The sequence below is a fragment of the Dehalococcoidia bacterium genome, from assembly GCA_035310145.1.
Classification (GTDB): Bacteria; Chloroflexota; Dehalococcoidia; order CAUJGQ01; family CAUJGQ01; genus CALFMN01.
Genome location: DATGEL010000078.1, coordinates 65,102 through 83,597, shown reverse-complemented (window position 1 = coordinate 83,597; position 18,496 = coordinate 65,102). Strand labels below are relative to the sequence as shown.

Below are 18,496 nucleotides of genomic sequence, written 5' to 3'. Positions count from 1 at the left end.
CGCGCTCGCTCAGTTGAGGCGCAGGATGATGCGGCCGACCTGGATCAGCTCACCGCTGGAGACCGGCTGCGGCTGCTCCACGCGGCGGTCGCCGATCCAGGTGCCGTTGGTGCTGCCCAGGTCTTCCAGCCACCAGCGCCCCTCGCGGTACACCAGGGCCGCGTGCCGGCCGGAGACGGTGCTGTCGTCGATCACGACCTGGTTATCGCTGTCACGGCCGATGCTGGCGGCGCCTTCGATGGCGATGCGCGAACCGCTGCGCACCTGTTTGCCGGCGCCGTTCTGCACGACAAGGAAGGCCCGACCGACGCTGCCGCGCCGCGCGGGCGCCGCGCGCACCAGATCGCGCCAGACCACGCGCAGCACAACAGCAAGGAAGAGGTAGAGCAGCGCCAGTACGCCGAGCCGCAGGAGGATGACCGCTGAATCGTCGAGCAGGTACCCGCGTCCTCCCGTTGAGCGTGCTTGACCGGGGCGCGTCGCCGGGCGCCTGGGCCGTTTCCAGTGTACCGCGCGGTCCGATCGGGCTAGGCGATGGCAAAGCGCAGCCGGGCGCGGCCGATCTCAATCATGTCGCCGGGGTGCAGGCGCCGGGGCGCCGTGAGCAGTTCACCGTTGACGCGCGTGCCGTTCAGGCTGCCAAGGTCGCGGATCGTCGCGCCGTCGGCGGTCAGTTCGATGCGCGCATGCTCCCGCGAGACTTTGCTGTCCAGCAAGATGACGTCGCTGCCCGTGCGCCGGCCGACGATCAGTGCGCCCGGATGCAGCGGATATTTCCCAAGCGTCTCGCCGCCCGGGCCGACCAGCTCCAGCCGCGCGTACGCCGCGCCCGCGTCGCGCCGCGGCGGAACGGCCTGGGCCGCACGGGGAGCAACTGCCGAACGTTGGCCGGGCGGCGCACCGAGGGCGACAGCGGTTGCATCAAGGGCCGGCTCGTTGCTGAACTGGGCCGTCGCCGCAACGCGCCCCTGCCGAACGTCTACCGCCGCGACGATGCTGACGCGCGGCGAACGGTTGCAGGCGAGATCCCGCTCCGCCACGGTTCGCGCTAGAAACTCGGCCAGCTCGCCTTCGAGCAGCGGGCGCAGCTCCGTCAGCGCGGCGAAGTCCAGAGGATTGACACGCAGCTCGTAGCGATCGGGCGCGATCACACGGTCGGCGAGGCGCACGGCGCGTTCCTCCAGCGCGCGGGTGAGCGCGCCGGTCAGCTCGAGCGGGTGCAGGCGGCGCGAGCCGAGCAGCCACGCCGGCCGCTCCATGACCTCCGCGATCAGCGCTTCGAGGCGCGACAAAGGCTTCATCGTCTCGTCGGGAACGGGCCGGGCATGCGGGCGCCGCGGCCAGTCGCAGCACCAGCTTATCACCGGCCCAGGTCCGGCCCTGCGAGAGTCGATCATCGCCCCGCGAACGCTCGAAAGACCTGGCCCGCGATCGGCGCCGCCGCCTGGCTGCCGGGACCGCCGTTCTCCACGATCACCGCGACCGCAAGGCGCGGGTGGGCGGAGGGCGCGAAGCCGATGAACCACGAATCCGCGGCGCCGGCGGCGCCCGTCTCAGCCGTGCCGGTCTTGCCGGCGATCTCCTGGTTCAAGAGGCCGGCCGCGCCGCCGAACTCCTGCACCGCGGCGAGCATAAACTGGGTAAGCTGCTGCGCCGTTTGCTCGCTCATCACACGCCGGATGCTCTGCGGCGCGCGATCCTGGATGACACTGCCGTCGGGCGCCCGCACCTGCTGCACCAAGTAAGGCCGCGGCAGACTGCCGTGATTCGCCACCGTCGCGGCGATGAGCGCCATTTGCAGCGGCGTGACCTGCAACTGCCCCTGCCCGAAGCCGCTGTTCGCCAGAAGTACCGGATCGAGGCCGCCGCCCGCGTGACTGGTCCGGCTCTCGGCCGTGTCGATATCGAAGGGCAGCGCCTGGTCCATGCCGAAGGCGCGGCTGTAACGCAGGAAGAGGTCAGATCCGAGTTGATCGGCGGCGACCTGCGCGAAGGTCGCGTTGATCGAGAAGGCGAAGGCGGTCTCGAAGTCCCATTCGGTCCGTCCGGGCGGCGCATTCTCGCAGTTGATCACGAAGCCCTGGACCACGACGCCGTTGACGCAGCGGTACCGGTCGCCGGGCTTGACCTTGCCGGAGTCCAGCGCCGCCGTCGCGGTCACGACCTTGTAGGTCGAGCCGGGCGGATAGAGTCCTTGCGTCGCGCGGTTCAGCAACGGCTTCCCCGCGTCGTTGAGCAAGCGATCGCCCTGCGCGTCGATCGCGCCGGGATCGTAGGCGGGAGCGCTGACCATCGCCAGGACCGCGCCAGTGGAAGGATCGAGCGCGACGACGGCGCCCGGCCGGTCCCCCAGCGCCTGCGCCGCTGCCGCTTGCAGCCGTGCGTCGATCGTGAGCACGAGGTCGTTGCCCGGGCGGGAGCGGTGCAGCAGGTCGTCGATCGCCGTGTCCAGCGGGTCGCCGCCGCTGTTTCCGCTCAGGTACTGGTTGTACGCCTGCTCGAGGCCGGAGAGGCCGAAGCGGGTGCTGACGTAGCCCGTGGTCTGCGCAAGCGATGGCAGCGCGTAGCGGCGCAGCCGGCTGCCGTCGGCCTGCAGCACGCTTTGCACCAGCACGGAACCGTTGCGGTCGAGCATGCGGCCGCGGTCGGCGGTGCGGGCCGCCTCCGCCGTGCGGGGATTGCCTGGATCGCGGGCGATCGTATTGGCGCGGACCACCTGCCAGTAGACCAGACCGCCGCTGAGCAGGAAGAAGCCGACGGCGAAGACCGCCGCGGTCTGCCGGATCTGCCGAATCACGCCCGCCGCCTCTCCGTTCGTTCCCCGTTCATATTCGCACAGGGCGATGTGGAGACGGGCCAGCGCCGGCTATTCCGATGGACCCTCGGCCGTTCCGTCGCTGGCACGCACTACATCGAGGGCCAGCCGCCGAGCACGGTCGAGGTGCGCGAGCGCGGCGTTTTGGGCCGCGTCGGGGTCGTGCGCCTCCAGCGCTTCCAGAACGCGCCAGTGGCCGGCGAGCGAGAGTTTGATCGAGGGCGTTGAACGCAACGCCGGCTCGCGAATCGCGTGCAGCGCCTGCAAGACGGCCTCCAGCAGCCGCGCAAGCAGGGGGTTCTCGGCCATCGCGGCGACCTTGAGGTGAAAGGCCGTGTCCTCGGCGCCGCCGTAGCTGCCGGCGTTCACGCGCTCCTCGTGCCGCTCGAGCAGCCGCCGCGCGGCCGCGAGATCGCGCCGCCCGCCGCGCTCGGCCGCCAGCGCCGCCATTCCCGGCTCGATGATGCGCCGCGCCTCGTAGAGCTGCGCCACTTCGCGTTCGCTCACCGAAAGCGGTCCCGCCGGCGGGCGGACCAGCCCGGCGAGATCCTGGGCGCGGACGAAGCGGCCTTCGCCCTGGCGGCCTTCCACCAGGCCGCGGCTCTCGAGCGTCTTGATCGCCTCGCGGATCGAGGAGCGGCCGACGCCGAACAGGTCGCTCAGCTCGCGCTCGGACTGCAGGCGGCTGCCGGCGGGCAGCTTGCCCTGCGCGATGCTCTCGGCGATGCGGTCGGCGATCGCCGCCGAGAGGTTCGTGCGGCGCACGGGCCCGAGGCTGGCCGCGTCGCCCGCCGGCCGGCCACGGTTGCCACGAGCGGCAAGCAGCATCTCCGTCTCGCCCGCCGGCATCAGCTCCTCCGTCGCGCACACAGTCTCGCGCTTGCGTGGGGCGGCATCGCGCGCTACTGTTGTCAGACCAGCAGACCACCGCGCTGGAGCCTCAGTATAGCACGACGCGACAGGAGGGGCTGTGGTGAGGAATGTGCGCGCGCTTTGCCTGGCTCTCGCGGCGGCGGCGCTGTTCGCCGCGTGCGGCGGCGGCAATAACAACAGCGGCAAGGCGCCCACGCAGGCGCCGGCCGCGGCCCCCTCCTCCGCCGCTACGGCGGCCGCGCCTGCTGCCGGCAGTGCCACGGCGGCGGCGGCGACCGCCGCCGCGCCCGCGGCCAGCGCCGCGGCGGTAAAGCCGACGCGCGGCGGCACGCTCACGGTCGCGATCGATTCCAACATGAAGAACCTCGACCCGATCAAGTCGACGCTGCTGGTGGATCGTCAAATTCACTACCAGCTCTACGATTCGCTCGTCTCGATCGGGCCGGACCTCAAGATCCAGCCCGGCCTTGCCGACAGCTGGGATACGAGCGATCCGAAGGCGATCGTCTTCAAGCTGCACCAGGGCGTGAAATTCCAGGACGGCACCGACTTTGACGCGACGGCCGTGAAATTCAACATCGACCGCATCCTTAACACCGCCAGCTCGCCGCGGCACAGCGAGATCGCCAGCGTCGCTTCCGTGGACGTGGTCGACAAGTACACCGTCAAATTCAACCTGACGCAGCCGTTCGCGCCGCTGCTGGCCACGCTGGTCGACCGCGCCGGCATGATGCTCTCGCCCACGGCGATCCAGAAGGAAGGCGACAGCCTGTCTACGGCCCCGGTCGGCGCGGGCACGGGGCCCTTCCGCTTCGTCGAGTGGCTGCAGGACGATCACGTCACGCTGGAGCGCAACCCGAACTACTGGAAAAAGGACGCCAACGGCGACCAACTCCCCTACCTGGACAAGCTCGTTTACAAGATCATCCCGGACGAAAACAACCGCCTGAACAATTTGAAGACGGGCGACGTGGACATCGCCATCAACCCGCCGGCAAAGGACATCGCCGCGGTCAAGAAGGACAGCGCCTTCGTCTACAAGGACGCGCCGGCCCTACAGTTCAACGGCATCGAGCTGAACGTGAAGACGGAGCCGTTCAGCAGCAAGGATTTGCGCCAGGCCGTCGCCTACGCGATCGACCGCGACGCGATCCTGCAGACCGTGTACTTCGGCCTGGGCGTAGTCTCAAACGGGCCGATCTCGCCGCCGCTGCCGCCGTACGACGCCTCGTATAAGCCGTACACGCATGACGTGGCGAAGGCGAAGGCGCTGCTGGCCTCGGGCGGCAAGCCCAACGGCTTCAGCTTCGACATGCTGATCACCTCCGGTTCGCCGCAGCAGCAGCAGTTGGCGGAGCTGATCAAGGACGAGCTGAAGGACGCCGGCATCACGGTGAACATCGTGCCCGAGGAGTTCACCAAGCTGGTGGACGACACGCAGAACCACAAGTTCACCGCCTCGATCCTGGGCTGGAGCGGGCGGATCGACCCGGACGGCAACAGCTATAACCACTTCCACACCGGCGGCGGCTTCAACGACCCGCAGTATTCCAACGCCCAGGTGGACATGCTGCTGGACCAGGCCCGCGCCAGCTACGACCAGGAGCAGCGCAACAGCCTGTACAAGCAGATCAACAAGCTCGTCACCGACGACGCGCCGTGGATCTTCATCAATCATCCGCTCGTGATCGAGCTGCATACGCCGAAGGTCAAAGGCTTCGTGCTGATCGCCGACGGCATTCAGCGCTATGCGGGCGTCTGGAAGTCGCAGTAACCGGCGCGCCGCCGCGCACGGCGGTCCGACAGGCTGTAGGATAGCTGCACGATGACCGGTTACATCGTCCGCCGCGTGCTCTCGATGATCCCCGTCGCCCTGCTGGTGACGATGGCGCTGTTCGTCATGGTGCGTCTCACGCCGGGCGACCCGGTGCGGGTGATTCTCGGCCAGGAAGCGACGCCGCAGAACGTTACGGCGCTGCGGCACGAGCTCGGGCTCGACCAGTCGTATCCCGTGCAGTACGTCAAGTGGCTGGGGCGGCTGGTGCACCTGGACTTCGGCCGCTCCCTCTCCAGCCGCGAGCCGGTGCGCAAGGCGATCACCGAGCGGCTGCCGGCCACGCTTGAGCTGGGCCTCGCCGGCTTCGCCGCCTCGGTGGTGCTGGCCGTGGTGATCGGCACGGTTGCCGCGGTCTGGCGCGACAGCTTCTTCGCCCGCTTCGCCACGATGTTCTCGCTGGTCTTCGTCTCGCTGCCCAACTTCGTGTTCGGCGTGCTGCTGATCCTGGTCTTCAGCCTGCACTGGCGCATCTTCTCGCCCGGCGGCTACGTCGCCTTCGCCAAAGCGCCGGCGCAGAACCTGCGCTACCTGGTGATGCCCGCGCTGGTCGGCGCCATCGCCGGGCCGACGGGCGCGGCCACGCTCTCGCGCTTCGTGCGCTCCAGCCTGCTGGAGGCGCTCTACACCGACTACATCCGCACGGCGCGGGCGAAGGGTCTGCGCGAGTTCGTCGTCGTCGCCCGCCACGCGATGCGCAACGCGCTGCTGCCGGTGGTCACGCTGGTCGGTTTGGCGCTCGGCGGCCTCTGGGAAGGGGCGGTGATCACGGAGACGATCTTCACCTGGCCCGGCGTGGGGCGCCTGGCCGTCAACGCGATCGGCCAGCGCGACTATCCGATCGTGCAGGCCGTGGTGCTGATCGCGGCCTTCAGCTATATGTTCGCCAACCTGATCGTCGATATCGCCTACGCCTACCTCGACCCAAGGATCAGCTATGGTCGTAAGTGAGCGCGGCGCACCCGCCATCCCGGCCGCTGTGGCGGACCTGGGGCTCGCGAACCGGAGCCGGCGCTCGCTCTGGCGCTTCGTATCGCGCTACCGCGTGCTCTCGCTGTTCATCGCGATCTTCATCCTGCTGGTGCTGGTGGCGATCTTCGCGGACGCCCTGACCACGTACAATCCGATCAAGACGAACACCAAGGCGCTGCTGCTGGGTCCGTCCGGCAAGCACTGGCTCGGCACCGACAACCTCGGCCGCGACACCTACAGCCGCGTGGTCAAGGGCGCGCAGATCTCGATGCGCGTGGCCGTGATCGCGGTGAGCATCTCGCTCGCGGTCGGCATCGTCATGGGGCTGATGGCCGGTTACTTCGGCGGCCTGGCCGACCTGCTCTGTGCCCGCTACATCGACGCGCAGCTCGCCTTTCCCGGCATCCTGCTCGCGATTGCCATTGTCAGCGCCCTGGGGCCGGGCCTGAACCACGCCATGATCGCCGTCGGCATCCTCGGCGTACCGCTCTACTTCCGCCTGACGCGCGGCCAGGTGTTGCAGGCGAAGGAGCTGGAGTACGTGCGCGCCGCCGAGGTGATCGGCGCCTCGCGCTGGCGCATCATCTTCCGCCACATCCTGCCGAACATCGCCAACCCGCTGATCGTGGCGGCGTCGCTCGCCGGCGGCAACGCCATCCTGGCGCTGGCCGCATTGAGCTTCCTCGGCATCGCCGGGCAGCCGCCCACGCCCGACTGGGGCGCGATGATCACGATCGGCAAGGACTACCTGCAGAACAACATGTGGATGGCGATCGGCCCCGGCGTGGCGATCTTCCTCACCGTCTTCACCTACTACATCCTGGGCGACGCCCTGCGCGACTATCTCGACCCGCGCCTGAAGGGACGGTAGGCGGCCGGCGCCTGCAGCGATGCGGGCGCAATCTCTGATGCGGGAGGTGCCAGCGGCAAGACGGCATGTATCTCCGGAAGCTTGAGCCGCGGCCGGCCCACGAGCGCCGGCACGGAGGGGGAGGACGAACACCGTGAGCGCGTACGATCAGGACAACTACTGGCAGCGAATCGCGGCGTCGCGCGTGAGCCGGCGGCGGGCGCTGGGCGGCGGCGCGGCGGCCACCAGCCTGATGGCGCTGGCGCTGGCGGGCTGCAGCAGCAGCAACAATAACGGCGGCAACAAGAGCACGAACGCCGCGCCGGCCACCAGCGCTGCGACCACGGCCGCCGGCACGCCCAGCGGCTCGCCGGCCGCGCCGCCCACGGCCCAATCGATCGGCGTGAGCTCCGCCACGGCTGCCGCGGCTGCCAAAGTAAAGACCGGCGGCACACTGAACATCGGCGTCTCCCGCGACGCCACCAACCTGGACGCGGCGAAGTCGCAGGATGTGTACAGCAGCTACGTGCAGGCGCAGATCGTGGAGGCGCTGTTCCTCGGCACGAACGACTTCAAGATCGCAGGCAATACCGTCGACAAGGTCGAGAATCCCGACAACACAACCTATCTGTTCCACCTGCATCCGGGAATCAAGTTCCAGGACGGCACGGACTTCAACGCTGACGCGGTGAAATGGAATTTCCAGCGGCACATTGACGATAAGGCATCGGTCCGCAACGCCGACGTCAAGCCTATCACCGCGATGGAGTCGGTCGATGCCACAACGCTGAAGATCACCGTCGGTGCGCCGTACGCGCCGTTCTTGTCCAAGCTGACCGGCGGTGCTGGCTACATGTACTCGCCGACAACTTTCCAGAAGCTCGGCGCCAACCTGCCAAACGACTTAACCGCTGCCGGCTCAGGACCGTTCAAGTTCACGTCGTGGCAGCACGACAACCAGATCACACTGGACAAGAACCCGACCTACTGGCGCAAGGATGACACCGGCACAGTCTACCCGTACTTGGACAAGCTCATCCTCAAGCCGATTCCCGACGAGAACACGCGCTTGGCGAACCTGAAGACCGGTGACCTGGACTATATCGAGTCACCGCCGCCGAAGGATCTCAAGTCGATCCAGTCGAATTCTGATCTGGTGTACAAGCAGATTCCGGGTCTCAGCTTCAGCTTTATCATGCTGGAGGTTGAGAAGGATCCATTCCAGGACAAGCGCGTGCGCCAGGCGCTCTCCTACTCCATCGATCGGCAAGCCGTCGCCGACACCGTTAACTTCGGTACGGTCGTGCCAGCGGATACGGAGATTCCCGGTACGCTGTTCGGCAGTATCCAGGGACCGTACCTGAAGCAGGACATCGCCAAGGCGAAGAGCCTGCTGCAACAGGCCGGCAAGAGCAGCGTAGACTTCACGATCCAGTACTCGAACGCCTCGCCTTTGCTGCAGCAGACGTTTGAGCTGATGAAGGACCAGATGAGTCCCGCCGGACTCAACATGACCCTGCAGCCGATTGAGTTCGCCACGGTGGTGGACAATGGCAACAAGGGCAACTATCAGGCCGGCGGCCTCGGTTGGAACGGCGCCGTGGATCCTGACGGCTTCTGCTATCAGCTCTTCAAGACCAAGGCGGGGTTCAATCTCTCGCACATCAGCGACGCGAACCTCGACGCGCTGCTGGACAAGGGCCAGCAAACGCTGGACGTGGCGGCCCGCACCGAGATCTACCACCAGATCATGCAGACGCTGATCGACCTGCAGCCTTTTGTCATCTTCTCGTGGGGTGTGTTCCAGCAGACCACGCGCAAGAACGTGCAGAACTTTCAGCTCGGTCCCTCGATCTGGACGCAGATGCAGATGGTGTGGAAGTCCTGAGGCGCGGCCCTCATCCTCACCCCCGTGATATTCCACTGATCTTTCTCCCAATCCTGGGAGAAGGAGAGGGGCGATCCTGGTACGGGCGTTCCGGAGGGCTGCGGGTTAGCTGAGCTGGGCGACGATGCCTGCGGCGCGTCCGGCTGCGCCGCTGCTCGGTCACGAGAGCTAAACGCCGCCCCGCCTTCCGCCCCGATCGATCGGCGTGAGTCCCCCTCGCCCAGGATTGGGAGAGGGGACAGGGGTGAGGGCCAAAAGCTCAGTTCTGCACGAGGGTGGTGTAGACGACGAGGCGGTGGTCGTAGTTGCGCGTCGAGCGGTCGAAGTAGCCGCCGCAGGTGATCAGGTTCAGGTGCGCCTGGTCCGAGTTGCCGAAGATCTGGTCCATCGGCGTGTCGCCGTCGTCGTACTGGTCGACCTCGTCCACCGCGAAGCTGAGCACGCTGCCGTCGTCCATCACCACGTTGACCAGGTCGCCCGGTGAAAGGTTCTTGAGGAAGTAGAAGACCGCGGCATGGTCCACCCAGTCGACGTGGCCGGCGATCACGGCGTTGCCGGGCTGGCCGGGCACGAAGCCGGGCGCGAACCAGCCCACCGCCGTGTCGCTCCACGGGCTGTCCATGCCGCCGTCGTCGTCCTCGCCCACCTGCCAGATCGGCGCGTCGATGCGCACCGCGGGGATCTGCAGCTCGACCGGCATCGGCGGCGGCGGCTCGTCCTGGGCACGCGCCGTCGGTGCGTGCCGCACAACGCCGGAACGGGCGAAGGCCAGCGCCAGCAGCGCGCAGATGCCCGCGATCAGCAGGCGGCGGAGTGGGGCCACGTGAGTGAACTCCGGCAGGAGTGTGGGGGCAGGGCCGCGGCTCGCACCGGGCGCTGCGATCCCCATGCTAACGCAAGCGGCGGCAAAGTTACAGCGATCTTGCAGAACTTACCGCCTTTAGGTTCGGCAGTGTTGCAAGCCATCGGCCCTCAACCCCCTTCCCCTTCTCCCAATCCTGGGAGAAGGGGCGATCGGGCGGCGCTGGAATCGGACTGCGCCGGGTTAACCGCAAGCCGGTCGGAATGCCCGACGCTGGATCGTCTCCTTCTCCCAGGATTGGGAGAAGGGGAGAAGAGAGGATGAGGGCCGAAAGCCCGTGGCGAGCGGGCGAGCGGTGGACTAGAGTAGCGATAGCCAGGCGTGCGGCGTGGCGCACGCGCCGGAGAGCAGAACGATGACAACAGCGAACGCGCAGGCGAATCGTTGGGCGCCGCAGCAGGGGCCGGTAATGTCTCGCGGGGCGATGGTGGCCGGCTCGCATCCGGCGGCCACGCAGGCCGGCCTCGACGTCCTGCGCGAAGGCGGCAACGCCGTGGATGCGGCGGCGGCCGTGGCCTTCCTGCTCACCGTGCTCAAGCCGACGCGCAGCCACATCGGCGGCGACGTGTTCTGGCTGGTCTACTCCGCCGAGACGGGCGAAGTCACGGCGATCAACGGCAGCGGCGTCGCGCCGGCCGGCGCCACGCTGGCCGAGTACGCCGGCGGCATTCCCGAGCGCGGTATCCGCAGCGTGGCCGTGCCGGGCTTCGTGGACGGCGTGCTGGCGGCTCACACGCGTTTCGGCAAGCTGCCCCGCGCCCGGCTGCTGCAGCCTGCCATAGCGGCAGCGGAGGATGGTTTCCCGGTCTCGCTGCGCCTGGCGCAACAGACGGCCGAGTTCGAGCCGGTGCTGCGCCAGTTCCCGGCCAGCGTAGCGGCCTTCCTGCCGCACGGCCGGCAGCCGCGGGCGGGCGAGATCCTGCGCCAGCCGGACCTGGCCCGCACGCTGCAACAGATCGCTGAGGGCGGCAGCGCGGCATTCTACCACGGCCCCTTCGCCGAGGCGTTGCTTCGCGTGTCGCGCGAGCAGGGCGGCTATTTCGCGGCATCCGACCTTGCCGAGCATGAGACAGAGACTGCACGGCCGATCTCGTGCGCCTACCGCGGCCTGACGGTCTACGAGCAGCCGCCGGTGACGCAGGGGCACATCCTGCTGGAAGAACTGCTGCTGCTGGAAGGTTTCGACCTTTCCGGCCGCTCGCCGAACGAGCCGGACGTGATGCACCTGATGGTCGAGGCGAAGAAACTGGCCTTTGCCGATCGCATCGCGCACGCCGGCGACCCGCGCCGCTCTGGCTTCGAGGTGCAGCGCCTGCTTGAACCGGATTTCATTGCCGAGCGCCGCGCCCGCATCGACCCCCGGCGGGCCGCTGCCCAGCCGGAGGCCGGCCGCCTGCGCGAGGCGGTGCACGAAACCACGAGCTTCGCCGTGTGCGACGCCGCTGGCAACGCGGTAGCCGCGATCCAGAGCGTCTTCCATCCCTGGGGCAGCGGGCTGGTAGTCGAGGGCACCGGCGTGCTGCTCAACGATCGCATGTGCAGCTTCTCGATCGAGCCGGGGCACGCCAACGCCGTCGAGCCCGGCAAGCGGCCGGTGCACACGCTCAACAACTACCTGGTCACTCGCGACGGCCGGCCGTTCCTGTTCGGCGGCACGCCCGGCGGCATGCAGCAGGTGCAGACGAACATGCAGATCATCAGCGCCGTGGTCGACGGCGGCTTCGATCTGCAGACCGCAGTCGATCTGCCGCGCTGGGGCCACAGCGCCGGCCTCGAAGTGACGCTGGAGAGCCGCTACGACGAGCGCGTGTCCGCGGAGTTGGAGCAGCGCGGCCATCGCGTCCGCCAGATTGGCGCCTGGGACGGGCTGATGGGGAGGGTGACGGCGATCCAGATCGATGCAGAGAGCGGCGCCCGGCTAGGCGCCTCGGATCTGCGGGGCGAAGGCAGCGTCGCGGGACTATGAGCGGGCCGCGGTGGCGGCGGGAGCAAGAAGCGCATGGCAGAGGGCATCCTGGGTCGCTGGGAACGGATGTGGCAGCAGCGCAAGGAGCACGGCCAGCCCGCGCCGGTCGAGTCGACCCCGCAGACACTGAAGCCCGGCGATGCGATCATGCTCTGGAACGGTGACGACCGCCTGGTACAAAGCGCGCTCGAATGCGCGGAGCACCTGAACAGCCGCGAAACGGACTGGCGCTGGCTGCTGCTGGACGGCGGCGCTGTGCTCGAAGTCACGCCCGGCCACACCACGTACTACGACCAGAACGAAGTGATCTACCAGGGTTCGGTCGAGTTCCAGCGGCTGGTGGGCGACCAGGATGGCCTGCTACGCGTGTTCGAAGCGCGTGTGCGCGACGGAACCGTCGCGCTGAACCCGGTCACGTTCGAGAAGGGCGGCGCGGCGTTCCAGGTGGCGAGCACCGGCACGTTCTTCGTGCAGCAGGCGGCGGGCGCCGCGCTCGATCTCGATGTCTGGCGCGACATCACGCCAAACGAAGTCGACAACGTCTATGTGAAGCTCAATGGACCACTGGGAGGCAAGGCGCTCGGCGTCTGGACCACGCACATCGCCTTCCTGCGCGGCCAGGAGGTCGGGCCGTCTGACCTGCGCTGTTACGGCCAATGAGCCGTCAGCTGCGCGCCGCGCAAACCCGCGCTGACCCGGCCGAGGCACCGACAGCGGCTGAGCAGCGGTTGGCCCTGCGCTTCCGCCGGCCAGAGTTGCTGCAACGCGCGTTTGTGCACCGCTCCCTGCTGAACGAGACCGGCCAGCCGGCGACCGACTCGAACGAGCGGCTCGAGTTTTTGGGTGACGCGGTGCTGGGCTTCGTCGTGGCCCGCGATCTCTACCGGCGCTTCCCGGAGGCGAGCGAGGGCCAGCTCACGTCACTCCGAGCGCAACTGGTCAATGGCGAGACGCTGGCCACCGTGGCGAAGCGCCTGGAACTGAGCGAGCTGCTGCGGCTCGGGCGCGGTGAGGAGCAGACAGGCGGGCGCGGGCGGCCACAGAACCTTGCCCGTGCCTTCGAGGCCGTGATCGGCGCCCTGGTGGAAGACGGTGGGCTGACGGCGGCCGAGGCGTTCATCCGCCGCACCCTCGCGCCGGAGTTCGTGGCGCTTGCGTCTGGCGAACCCGCCGGCGATCCCAAATCGGCCTTGCAGGTGCGCTGCCAGGCGCGCTGGAGCCAGACCCCGGTCTACCGTGTGGCCGGGATCGAAGGGCCGGACCACGCGCGCCGCTTCCGCGTCGAGGTTTCACTCGGCGAGCGGGTGCTCGGCAGCGGCGCCGGCAGCAGCAAGCGCAGCGCGGAGCGCGCCGCCGCCGAGATGGCGCTGGCCGCGCTCTCCGGTTCGGCCTAAACCGCGAGCGTTCGGAAGGGTCACCCTTCGGCGGAGGCCGGTGCGGAGTCGTCGAGGCGCATGGAGAGCACCGTCGAGACGCCGTCGCCGCTCATCGTGATGCCGTAGATCGCGCTGGCGGCCTGCACGGTGCCGCGGTTGTGCGTGATCAGCACGAACTGCGTTTGTTGCGCCAGCGTGGCCAGCGTCTCGCTGAAGCGGCCGACGTTGGCCTCGTCCAGCGCGGCATCGACTTCATCCAGAACGCAGAACGGGGCGGGATTCGTCTCAAGCAGGGCGAAGAGCAGCGCCACGGCGGCCAGCGAGCGTTCGCCGCCGCTCAGCAGTTGCAGATGCTGCTGCCGCTTGCCCGGCGGCTGGGCGAGGATGTCGACGCCGCTCTCCCCGTAGTCCTCGGGCTCGGTGAGCGCGAGGCGGGCATTGCCGCCCCCGAAGAAGGTCTTGAAGTAGCGGCCGAAGTCGGCGTTGATCGCGTGGAACGACTCGCGGAAGCGCTCGCGCACGACGCGGCGCAGCTCTTCCAGCGCCACCTGCACGTCCTGTTCGGCCACGCGGAGATCGGCGACCTGCGAGCTGAGGAATGCGTGCCGCTCGCGCGCCTCCTCGTAGTCGGCCTCCGCCTGCGCGTTCACCGGTCCGAGCTGGCGGATCTTGCCGCGCAGCGAGCGCACGCGACTCTGCAATCGCTCGATCGTCGCCTGCGTGGCTGCCTGCGACTCGGCGGCGGCGAATGGGGGCAGGGGCTCGGCGCCGCCTGCCGTGCTGCTCAGTACGCGCGCCGCAAGCGCCGCGGCCGCGGCCACGGCGCCTTCAGCGTGCGGGGGCTCCAGCCCCTCGGCCTCCAGCTCCTCGCGCAACCGTTCGATCGCCTGGCCGCGCCGGCTGACGGCCGCCTCGGCCTCGATCGCCGCCCGCTCGTGTTCGATCAACGTCGTCCGGCCGCCCAGATGGGCCTCGCTCAGCTCGCGTTCGCGCGCGGCCAGCGATGTCACGCGCTCGCGGAGCGGCTGCAACGCGGCGCGAGCGTCGGCCAGCTCGGCTCGCGCCTGCGAGACGCTTGCGGCGGTTTCGCGTTCGTCGCTCTCCACCGACTGAAGCTCGGCCTGGCGGCGATCCAGGTCCACCGTGCGGGAGGAGATCGCCTCCACCGTGCGCTCGGCGGCTGCCCGCCGGCCGTCTCGCAAGCGTTGCAGCGCCGCCTGTTGCTGCGCCAGCGCCTGGCGGGCGCCGATCGCCGCGGCTAGCCGTCCGCGCAGATCGTTGACCGGCCCGCGCCACGTCTCGGCCCGGCGCCGCGCCTGTTCAGCGAGCTGCTGCGCAGCGCGAAACTGCTGCAAGAGGCGGCCACGCTCGGCGTTCGCCGCCGTGAGATCGTCGCGCAGCCGTAGGCGACGGTCGGCGAAGCCGGCGCCGGCGCCGCGCAGAAAGCCGGCTTCACCCTTCAGGGCTGCGATCGCGGCCTTCGCCCTCGCCAGCCCTTCCGTGGCGGCGCGCTGCTCGTGTTCGGCCGTACGAAGTTGCGCCTCGATCGCTCGAGCGCGCCCCTCGGCCGCATCGGCGTCCGCGGCTGTCTGCTCGGCCTCGCGCGTCTTCGCGGCTTCGAGCACGCGCAGTGCAGCCATACGGCCCGGCAGCTCGTCCAGCTCCTGCTGATAGGCGAGGGCGAGTCCGCCAACCCCAGCCTTGCCCGCACTGATCGCCCCGCTGGAACGGTAGAGCGTGCCTTCGAGCGTCACCACCGTACCGAGTCCGCGCGGCAACATGCGCTCGGCCGCCGCGTCGTCCTCGACCACGATCACTCGACCGAGCAGCGTGTCGACCACGTCGCGGTAGCGCCCGTCGCACTTGACCAGGCGCGAGGCCACGCCGACGACACCGCGCTCGCCACTCAGGTTCACGGGACGAGACGGCCGCAGCGCTGTCAGCGCCAGCACCGTTGCCCGGCCGCTTTGCCCGGTCAGCAGCGCCTGCACCGCGGCGCGGGCGTCGACCGCCTCGGGAACGAGCACGGCTGAGAGCTGATCGCCGAGGGCCGCTTCGATCGCCGTCTCGCAACCGCGCTGCACGCGCAAGAGGTCGGCGAACACCGCGAGCAGCCTGGGCGGGGCGTCGGGACCGCTGCTCTGGGCGGCGTCCACCAGCAGTCGCAGCGCCGCATCGCCGCCCCGCGCATCGTCGCGCAGGCGGGCCAGCAACTCCAGCCGTGCCTCAAGCGCTTCGCGCTCGTGGGCGATATTCGTACGGTCCCGATCCGCCGCAGCCCGCGCCTCGCTTCCGGCCACCGCCTCTGCCCGCGCCAGCGCGTACGCTTCAGCCGCCGCGGCGTGGCGCTGTGCCGCTTCGAACTGCCGGCGCGCGTACTGCAAGCTGTCGGCGCCCTGCTTACGCAGCCGTGCCAGCAGCCCGTTGCGCCGTCCGGCCTGGTCCGCCTGCTCTCGTTCGAGCCCGCGAAGTTCACGCTCCAGCCGGCTCGACCGGTCGTCGGCCGCGCTGCTCTGCGCTCGTGCCTGGCGCAGCGCGTCGTCCGCCGCGGACTGTTCACGCAGCGCGGTCTCGTGCTCCGCCCGCGCGGCCTGCAGTTCGGTCTCGACGCGCTGCAGCTCGGCTTCGGCCTCCTCGGCGCCGGGAAGCGTCTCAGCGACCGACGTGTCGTCGGCGAAGTCGGCCTGCTGGTGTCGCAGGCCGGCAATGTCGAGCGTGATCTCCTCGATCCGTTGTGCGATCAACGATCGCCGCTCTGCCAGCAGGGCAAGTCGCTGCTCCTCCCGGCGCATGCGATCGTCCAGCTCGCGCAACGTCTGCTCGCCCGCGGCGGCGCGTTCGCGTTCGCCGGCAAGCTCGGCGCCGATCTCCGCCGCTTCGCCGGCCAGCCGCTCGACCGTTGCCTGAGCCTGCACCACCGCGTGCATGCGCTCTTCGTAGAGCCGGCGCGCCGCGTCCAGGCCGCTCTCCCGTTCCGACCATTGCAGGGCGTAGAACGCCTGCAGCGCTGCGCCCAGCTGCTCGGTCAAGCGCGCGTAGTCGCCGGCCTGGCGTGCCTGCGCCTCGAGCTGCGCCAGGCGCGGCGCGATCTCGCCGATCAGCAGGTCCACCCGGTCGAGGTTCTCCCGCGTGGCGTTCAGCCGGTCCACCGCATCGACGATCTTCGTGCGGTGTCCACGCACGTCCGCGGCCTCTTCGATCAGGGCGCGCCGCTCCTCCGGCCGCAGGTAGAGCACCTGGTCGACCAGGCCCTGGCCCATGATCGCGTAGCTGTTCTGGCCGACCCGGGCGCGCTCGAACAGGTCCGCCACGTCCTTCAACCGCACGCGGGCACGGTTGATCAGGTACTCGCTCTCACCCGAGCGGTGCAGCCGGCGGGCGACGGATACCTCCTCAAAGTCGAGCGGCAGCCAGCCATCGCCGTTGTCAAGGACGATGCTGACCTCCGCGACGCCGGCGGGCGGACGCCGGCGATCGCCGGCGAAGATCACCTCTTCGGCCTTGCGGGAGCGCAGCACGCGCGGGTTTTGCTCGCCCAGCACCCAGCGCAGGGCGTCGGCCAGATTGCTCTTGCCGCTGCCGTTCGGTCCGACGATCGCGGTCACGCCGGGGCCGAACTCAAACGCCGTTTTCGCGGCGAAGCTCTTAAAGCCCTGGATCTCGAGGCGCTTGAGATACACCCGTCGCTCCCACGGCGTCCACCGGCTCGATCTGTTATAGCATAACAGGGGAAGCCGGGGATAGCCCGGCCACTCGCGTTGTGGCAGCGGCGCGGCGCTTGTTATGATCGACGCGCTGGCGCGATTCCGCGCGCATGCGGAGGCCTGTCCTGTTCAAACTGTTCCGCCGCAAATCGCGAGACGGTGAAGAGGCCGAGCCCGGCGCCGAGTCGCTTGCCGATCAGGCAGAAGCCCGAGGCGACGCGGACGAAGCGGCGCTCGCAGCCTCCGCCGGCGACGAACCGGAGGCGGACGAACCGCCGGCCGAGGCCGAGGAGGGACCCGCCTTCGACGAGGAGGTCGAGGAGCGCACGGAAGAAGCGCTGCGGCCAACGAAGCGCAGCTTCTTCCGGCGCATGTTCGGGGTCTTCGAGCGCTCGCAGATCGACGATGAGCTGTGGGATGAGCTCGAAGAGATCTTGATCCTGGCCGACACCGGCGCCGAGACGACGGAGAAGATCCTCGCCGCCGTGCAGGAGCGCGTGCGCAAGGAGGGGATGAAGCAACCCGAGGAGGCGCGCGACGCGCTCAAGGACGAGCTGGTGGCCGTGCTCAGCGACGTCGATGACCGCGGACAGCTCTGGGGTGGTCAGGACGGCGACGGTGTGGTGGACGGCCGCGCCTTCCAGCCGGCCGTGATCCTCGTCGTCGGCGTCAACGGCGTGGGGAAGACGACGAGCATCGCCAAGCTTGCGCGCGCCTTCCGCCGCGACGGCGAGCGGGTGATCCTCGCCGCCGGCGACACGTTCCGTGCGGCGGCGATCGAGCAGCTCAAGCTCTGGGGCGAGCGCGTAGGCGCGCCGGTGATCGCCCATCAACAGGGACAGGACGCCTCCGCCGTGGTTTTCGACGCGATGGCGGCGGCGAAGAAGCGCAGTGCCGACGTGGTGCTGGTGGACACGGCCGGCCGACTGCACTCCAAGTCCAACCTGATGGAGGAGCTGAAGAAGATCAACCGCGTCGTGCAGCGCCTCGACGAGACCGCGCCGCACGAGGTGCTGCTGGTGCTCGACGCCGTGACCGGGCAGAACGGCCTCGCCCAGGCCAAGACCTTCGCCGAGGCCGTGGGCGTGACGGCGATCTTCTTGACCAAACTCGATGGCACGGCGAAGGGCGGCATCGTCTTCGCCATCGCCGATCAGCTCGGCATCCCGGTGCGCTTTATCGGCACCGGCGAGAAGGCCGACGACATGGCGCCGTTCGATCCCGAGGGCTTTGTGGACGCCCTCTTTGCCGAGTAGGCGGCCGATGAAGGTGACGGGTGACGGGTGACAGGTGACAGGAAGGTCGGTCAGCGCATCAAGCTCTCCGAGGCGGCAGACAGTTGCGTGGTTCTGCGCC

The 18,496-nt window shown here is 69.1% G+C and carries 14 protein-coding genes; 8 read left to right on the top strand and 6 right to left on the bottom strand.

Features of this window, described 5'->3' with window-relative positions:
- Positions 1 to 9: 9 nt before the first annotated feature.
- The 4 genes from VKV26_14900 to VKV26_14885 all read right to left on the bottom strand — a co-directional run bounded on the left by VKV26_14900 (position 10) and on the right by VKV26_14885 (position 3,664).
- Positions 10 to 357: an FHA domain-containing protein gene (locus tag VKV26_14900; GenBank protein HLZ71188.1), complete on the bottom strand. Its 348-nt coding sequence runs from the start codon at positions 355 to 357 to the stop codon at positions 10 to 12.
- 170 nt (positions 358 to 527) lie between these two features.
- Positions 528 to 1,301: an FhaA domain-containing protein gene (locus VKV26_14895; GenBank protein HLZ71187.1), complete on the bottom strand. Its 774-nt coding sequence runs from the start codon at positions 1,299 to 1,301 to the stop codon at positions 528 to 530.
- 92 nt (positions 1,302 to 1,393) lie between these two features.
- On the bottom strand, positions 1,394 to 2,797 hold the full coding sequence (locus tag VKV26_14890; protein ID HLZ71186.1) for a penicillin-binding transpeptidase domain-containing protein: 1,404 nt from the start codon (positions 2,795 to 2,797) through the stop codon (positions 1,394 to 1,396).
- Positions 2,798 to 2,866: 69 nt separating this feature from the next.
- Positions 2,867 to 3,664, bottom strand: coding sequence for a FadR/GntR family transcriptional regulator (locus tag VKV26_14885; GenBank protein ID HLZ71185.1), 798 nt, complete (start codon positions 3,662 to 3,664; stop codon positions 2,867 to 2,869).
- Between the two features lie 124 nt (positions 3,665 to 3,788).
- Here VKV26_14885 and VKV26_14880 point away from each other — a divergent pair, with 124 nt between their 5' ends.
- From VKV26_14880 to VKV26_14865, 4 genes are all read left to right on the top strand, one after another.
- Complete coding sequence (locus VKV26_14880; protein HLZ71184.1) at positions 3,789 to 5,462, top strand: ABC transporter substrate-binding protein; 1,674 nt, start codon at positions 3,789 to 3,791, stop codon at positions 5,460 to 5,462.
- A gap of 51 nt (positions 5,463 to 5,513) precedes the next feature.
- Positions 5,514 to 6,473 (top strand): ABC transporter permease, encoded by a 960-nt coding sequence (locus VKV26_14875; protein HLZ71183.1) that lies wholly within the window; start codon positions 5,514 to 5,516, stop codon positions 6,471 to 6,473.
- Positions 6,460 to 7,365 (top strand): ABC transporter permease, encoded by a 906-nt coding sequence (locus VKV26_14870; protein ID HLZ71182.1) that lies wholly within the window; start codon positions 6,460 to 6,462, stop codon positions 7,363 to 7,365. Before VKV26_14875 ends, VKV26_14870 begins: the two co-directional genes overlap by 14 nt.
- A 133-nt stretch (positions 7,366 to 7,498) precedes the next feature.
- Entirely contained in the window at positions 7,499 to 9,232 is a 1,734-nt protein-coding gene (locus tag VKV26_14865; protein ID HLZ71181.1) for an ABC transporter substrate-binding protein, read from the top strand.
- Positions 9,233 to 9,491: 259 nt separating this feature from the next.
- Here the strand turns inward: VKV26_14865 and VKV26_14860 are convergent, their stop codons facing one another.
- Complete coding sequence (locus VKV26_14860; protein ID HLZ71180.1) at positions 9,492 to 10,055, bottom strand: class F sortase; 564 nt, start codon at positions 10,053 to 10,055, stop codon at positions 9,492 to 9,494.
- Positions 10,056 to 10,449: 394 nt separating this feature from the next.
- On the opposite strand from VKV26_14860, the gene ggt reads away from it, so the two are divergent.
- The 3 genes from ggt to rnc are packed head-to-tail and all read left to right on the top strand — an operon-like array spanning position 10,450 to position 13,454.
- On the top strand, positions 10,450 to 12,060 hold the full coding sequence (gene ggt, locus VKV26_14855; protein HLZ71179.1) for a gamma-glutamyltransferase: 1,611 nt from the start codon (positions 10,450 to 10,452) through the stop codon (positions 12,058 to 12,060).
- Between the two features lie 33 nt (positions 12,061 to 12,093).
- Positions 12,094 to 12,720, top strand: coding sequence for a hypothetical protein (locus VKV26_14850; GenBank protein ID HLZ71178.1), 627 nt, complete (start codon positions 12,094 to 12,096; stop codon positions 12,718 to 12,720).
- Entirely contained in the window at positions 12,717 to 13,454 is a 738-nt protein-coding gene (rnc, locus tag VKV26_14845; protein ID HLZ71177.1) for a ribonuclease III, read from the top strand. The genes VKV26_14850 and rnc overlap by 4 nt, the downstream gene beginning before the upstream one ends.
- Before the next feature lie 20 nt (positions 13,455 to 13,474).
- On the opposite strand, the gene smc is transcribed toward rnc, so the two are convergent.
- A complete protein-coding gene (smc, locus tag VKV26_14840) occupies positions 13,475 to 17,116 on the bottom strand; it encodes a chromosome segregation protein SMC (protein ID HLZ71176.1) in 3,642 nt (1,213 codons plus the stop codon).
- 134 nt (positions 17,117 to 17,250) lie between these two features.
- On the opposite strand from smc, the gene ftsY reads away from it, so the two are divergent.
- Positions 17,251 to 18,396: a signal recognition particle-docking protein FtsY gene (gene ftsY / locus VKV26_14835; GenBank protein HLZ71175.1), complete on the top strand. Its 1,146-nt coding sequence runs from the start codon at positions 17,251 to 17,253 to the stop codon at positions 18,394 to 18,396.
- The last annotated feature ends 100 nt before the right edge of the window (positions 18,397 to 18,496 follow it).

Excerpts from the sequence above, each read along its gene's own strand:
- VKV26_14895 (HLZ71187.1), bottom strand. The coding sequence starts at position 1,301 with ATGAAGCCTTTGTCGCGCCTCGAAGCGCTGATCGCGGAGGTCATGGAG.
- ftsY (HLZ71175.1), top strand. The coding sequence starts at position 17,251 with ATGCGGAGGCCTGTCCTGTTCAAACTGTTCCGCCGCAAATCGCGAGAC.
- VKV26_14870 (HLZ71182.1), top strand. The coding sequence starts at position 6,460 with ATGGTCGTAAGTGAGCGCGGCGCACCCGCCATCCCGGCCGCTGTGGCG.
- VKV26_14885 (HLZ71185.1), bottom strand. The coding sequence starts at position 3,664 with ATGCCGGCGGGCGAGACGGAGATGCTGCTTGCCGCTCGTGGCAACCGT.
- rnc (HLZ71177.1), top strand. The coding sequence starts at position 12,717 with ATGAGCCGTCAGCTGCGCGCCGCGCAAACCCGCGCTGACCCGGCCGAG.
- VKV26_14850 (HLZ71178.1), top strand. The coding sequence starts at position 12,094 with ATGGCAGAGGGCATCCTGGGTCGCTGGGAACGGATGTGGCAGCAGCGC.
- VKV26_14875 (HLZ71183.1), top strand. The coding sequence starts at position 5,514 with ATGACCGGTTACATCGTCCGCCGCGTGCTCTCGATGATCCCCGTCGCC.
- ggt (HLZ71179.1), top strand. The coding sequence starts at position 10,450 with ATGACAACAGCGAACGCGCAGGCGAATCGTTGGGCGCCGCAGCAGGGG.